This is a genomic window from Micromonospora sp. NPDC023814 (assembly GCF_040639595.1).
Classification (GTDB): domain Bacteria; phylum Actinomycetota; class Actinomycetes; order Mycobacteriales; family Micromonosporaceae; genus Micromonospora.
On record NZ_JBFAAF010000160.1, the window covers coordinates 1 to 4,747 of the forward strand.

Annotated in this window: 2 protein-coding genes and 2 pseudogenes; 1 reads left to right on the forward strand and 3 read right to left on the reverse strand. The window is 69.8% G+C overall.

Annotated features, from left to right (window positions below; all coding sequences use genetic code 11):
- Both AB0G14_RS34700 and AB0G14_RS34705 read right to left on the reverse strand, forming a co-directional pair.
- Window positions 1–2,542 (reverse strand): WD40 repeat domain-containing protein (locus AB0G14_RS34700; RefSeq protein ID WP_357704866.1); only part of this gene is annotated, 2,542 nt, incomplete at its 3' end.
- Between the two features lie 311 nt (window positions 2,543–2,853).
- A pseudogene (locus AB0G14_RS34705) lies at window positions 2,854–4,112 on the reverse strand (IS1380 family transposase).
- Window positions 4,113–4,376: 264 nt separating this feature from the next.
- Here AB0G14_RS34705 and AB0G14_RS34710 point away from each other — a divergent pair.
- Window positions 4,377–4,559, forward strand: a pseudogene (locus tag AB0G14_RS34710) (transposase); the annotation flags it as partial.
- On the opposite strand, the gene AB0G14_RS34715 reads toward AB0G14_RS34710, so the two are convergent.
- A partial coding sequence (locus AB0G14_RS34715; RefSeq protein ID WP_357704868.1) for a phosphotransferase occupies window positions 4,517–4,747 on the reverse strand: 231 nt, incomplete at its 5' end. The pseudogene AB0G14_RS34710 and the gene AB0G14_RS34715 overlap by 43 nt on opposite strands.

Sequence of the window (4,747 nt, forward strand, 5' to 3'; positions counted from 1 at the left end):
CGGTGGCCAGCACGTCGAGGCCACCGACCCGCCCGAACACCACCGCCCTCACCCAGTCGTCGTGGCCGCGCAGGGGTTGCCCGACCAGGGTGATGGCGCGCGGGTCGCTGGCATCCCACACCCGGACCGTCCCGTCGTCGCTGGCGGTGGCGAGCAGGTCGAGGCCACCGACCCGCCCGAACACCACCGCCCACACCCGGCCGGTGTGGCCGTGCAGGGGTTCCCCGACCGGGGCGATGTCGTGCGGGTCGCTGGCATCCCACACCCGGGCCGTCCCATCGAAGCTGGCGGTGGCGAGCAGGTCGAGGCCACCGACCCGCCCGAACACCACCGCCCACACCGCGCCGGTGTGGCCGCGCAGGGGTTCCCCGACCGGGGTGATGGCGCGCGGGTCGCTGGCATCCCACACCCGGACCGTCCCATCGAAGCTGGCGGTGGCCAGCAGGTCGAGGCCACCGACCCGCCCGAACACCACCGCCATCACCGCGTCGGTGTGGCCGCGCAGGGGTTGCCCGAGCGGGGTGATGGCGCGCGGGTCGCTGGCATCCCACACCCGGACCGTCCCGTCGGCGCCGGCGGTGGCCAGCAGGTCGAGGCCACCGACCCGCCCGAACACCACCGCCGTCACGTCGTCGGTGTGGCCGCGAAGGGGTTGCCCGACCAGGGTGATGGCGCGCAGGCCGGTGGCATCCCACACCCAGACCGTCCCGTCGGCGCCGGCGGTGGCCAGCAGGTCGAGGTCACCGACCCGCCCGAACGCCACCGCCATCACCCAGGCGTCGTGCTGGACCCGGACCACCCCGAACCTTGGATCTGGAGGGACCCGCTGCGATGCCGTGCGTTGGTTCTCGGGTGCGGTCCAGGGTATCCATGTCTCGGTGTCGGGGGGTGGCGGTGGGGCGGGGTGTTCCTGGTTGACCGGCAGGAGGGGGTCGTAGTGTCCCGGCCGGTATGCCACGCGTAGCAGTGGGCCCTCGTGCCCGACGACCGGGTGCGGGCTGTACGCGCCGCCGGCGTCTTCCCAGATCTGAACCCGCACGTGGTAGTTGGCGAGCAACCAGTCCAGGAATCCACTGCCGTAGAAGTCGGTTGGTCGCGCCGCGAGCCCGTCGGCCACCACGAGATTGCCCTGGCCCAGAGTTTCCCACGCCTGCTGTAGCAGGGTTTGGGCGGTCACGTCCTGGTGTTCCTGCGGCCGAGCCTCGCGAAGAAGCTGCGCCAACGAGTCCAGCAGGCATAGTTGACCTTCACCCTGGCCGGTTCCCAGACGCGTCCCGTCGGGTGGCGGTGGTGCCGTCCGGCGCAGCTCGTGGAACCAACCCACCACCGCATCGAGCGTGGACGCGGCGACCGTCAGCCACTCGCCCGCATCAACCCCGCCGTCATCTTGTTCAGCCCTGCCGCCATCAGAACCTACCCGCGGCCGCGAGTATGGCACCAAGGCCAGTCCAGTACTTGGTCGACCAAGGCCATTCAACGCCTGCAGCAGTGTCCACGCCTCGTTGTCGAGGGTGTCATCCTGCCGCAGCAGCCCCATCACTTGGTTGTCGTGGCGCCTCCACACCCGGTTGCGCCCCCAGTAGTGCAGCGACTCGGCCTCGAACTCGCCGCTGCGGACCTGTTCCTCGACCCCGTCGCCGAGCATGTAGGGGGCAATATGCGCCCGCCCTGCGGCAGTGATGAGTGGGGAAGACGTCACTTCCGCTCCGAACTGAAGGCTGTAGTCGGCCAGGAAGAGCGCGCGCAGAAACCGTTGAACCTGACCGGGTATCGGTACGTCTTCACGGTCCCACGCCCGCGTCACCAGCTCCGCCAGAAAGTCTTGCAGAGCGTCTGGCAACCCAGAGGAGACAGTGCTCACCGCCGTGTTCACCCTGCGCGCGCTGGCCTGCTCGGCCCACCACGACAGCCACAAGCCTCGACGATCGGCCCACCCGGCAAGACTGGACAGCTGCCAAGCCAACGACACCGTCGCGCGCAGGAGCTCACCCTCACCAACATCCAGACTCGCCGCCCAATCTGACATGCGTCGCGCCAAGACGCCCGGCCGCTGCTGCGAACCAAACTGGCGGACGACCTGCTCCCGGTAGGCCTGCCACCCATCCGCCGCGGCGGGAACACCTACCCGCACCCCGATCTCTGCCCGCCCCCGCAACACCTGACCGACCCGCGCCGCCGACAACGGCGCGCTACCGACCCTCACACTGCGGTCAGCCTCCGCCACTTCACCCGCAGACCAACCAGCAACACCACCGACAACCGCGTCACCGCCCGGCCGCCCATCACCGGCCGGACCCGCCGGCTCGCCAAGATCCACAGCATCACCCGCGTCGCCGGCATCCGGTTCGGCCCTGCCCGAGACAGCCAGATCAGCCACCACAACGCGCAACCCGTCGGCATTGCTGCGCCCCAATGCGGCATTGGCAGCCCGCTCGACGCTCCGCGCCCGCTCACCAGCGCGGCGCAGCAGCTCACGGGTCTGGTGACGCACCCGCTGGCTCGTCTCAGGCGACGGCAGCGCGGGATTCGCCTCCAGATACACCCGACCAGGATCCCGCGCACCCCGCCGATCACCACCACGCCCGCCACCAACGCCACCGCGCTGCGACGGACGCCTTCCACTCGAGTCTCTGTTGGGCTGTGACACCCGTCCTGCCTTTCACCCAGGGCCCGGCGTGGGCGTTGTTTCAGTACTAGCCTCGGTCGTTCATGGTTGACGTCGAGTGTTTCGACCCCGGCCATTGATCGTTGGCCTTCGATGTGATCGGTCGGGGGCGTAGTAGGGGCCGTCTGTCGCGGCGGTGGGCGTGGTCTCCTGGGGTCCTCCGGTCGGTGGGATGGCGGCTGTGCTGGTCAGCCGGGTGCGGGGATGGCCGCGATCCGGGTGAACGCGGTGGTGATGTGTGAGGCCCAGGGCCAGGTTGATGGGATACGTAGTCGGCGGCGATCGCGGTGAGGACGCACCATGCCTGGTTGATGGCGAACTCGCGTGAGGGGAGTCGGCGCAGGCCGGCATCCTTGGTGCAGCGGATCCGGTCCTCGACTCGGGCGTGGGCGCGGTGGCGGGCCTCCAGCCACTGCAGGGCGCCGATGGTGGTGTTGGTGACGAACGCGGTGTAGCGCCAGCCGTCACGTTCCTCGAACAGCGTCGGTTGCGCACCGGGGTGCGGCCGTTCACGGCGAACGATGACTCGCATGCCGGGCGGCCAGCCAGTCAGGGTGAGCAGGCCGGTCAGCTCCGCGACGTCAGCGCCTTCGCGGAGGCCGCCGTCGGCGTTGATAGCCGGTGTCCAGGCCGAGGCGGGGACCTGGGTGATCGCCTGGCGTTCCGTCTCGCCGATGGACCAGCCGATCGAGTACTCCACCGCGCGGCCCCGCTTCGCGTTCTGCGCGGTGAGCCAATCGAGCACGGCGTGGGTGGCTGCGGCCGAGTCGGCCCGCACCAGCAGATGCCGCCTGTGGGCGGCCGGGACCTGCGCGAACGCCTCGGTCAGCACGTGCAGGTGATCGGCGGCGGTGTTCGCCCCCGCGTTGCCCGGCCGAAGCTGGATGGCCAGCATCTCCTTGGTGTTGTCGCAGGTGACCAGCAAGGGATGGAATCCGAAGGCGCGCTTGTAGGTCTTGTCCGCGCCTTCCTTCTCACTGTGTGCCAGCAGCAGGGTCGCGTCGACGTCCAGGACCACCACACCGGCGCCGACCTCCCGACCCGCGGCGCGAGCGGCCGGCAACCGGTCGAACAACGACCACACCCGGGTCCGTGCCTTCGCCCGTGCCCGCGTGATCCGCCGCACCCGTACGTCGTCGACCTCGTCGAGGGCCCGCCAGCACGTCGCCGGCGAGGCGACCCGTCCGAACACGTCTGCCTGATGCCGGAGCACGTCGATGTCCGCGATCGCCTCACCACCGTCAGCGATCATCACCGCGAGATCGGTCAGGACACGACCCCGGTCCCTGCCCGGCGTGAACCCCCGACGCGCCACCGCCTGCGACAACGCCCCGATCAGGCCGGTCCTGTCCGGCAGCGTGCGCAGCAACACCATCCCGGCATGCGACACCACACCACGGCCGCCAACCTCGACGGACAAACCTCTGGACCAACCAGTGCTCTGCACCTACGAAGTGCCTTCCGCGCGTGGAACTCTGAACGACTCGATACCGGTCAGTTTTCCCTTGAAGCCTGGTAAATAAGGGTCCCGGGAGGCCGGCGGGGTCGGTGCAGATCGACAACCGCGACGGCGTCGGCGTGGCTGCTTGACATAGGGAAGGGCCGTCCGAGCAAAGGCGACTAAACCAGCACGACCGGAGGCCCAACCCTGTCTGTATACCTTGTCGCCGTTGTCGCCGCATCCGCCACCCCGGCCGCCCTCGATGATCACCTGCCCACCGCCCGGCCACGGCACTACCCGTCCGACACCACCGACGCCGAATGGCGGATCCTCGCCCCACACGTCCCGGCCGGCACCGGACGTGGCCGGCCGATCGTCTACCCCCGCCGCGACATCGTGGACGCGATCCGCTACCTCGACCGCACCGGCTGCCAGTGGGACAGGGCATCGCCCTGGCCCGCCTCCGACCAGTCGACCACGCCGGTGACCTCGTCGTCGTCGACGAACACATGGGCGATCTGCAGGTCGCCGTGCACGAACACCGGAGTCCACGGCCGAAGCGCAGCCTCGGCAACCCGGCGGTTGCGCGTGACCAGGTCAGCGGGAAGGACGCCGTTCGTAACGAGCCACTCGCATTCACC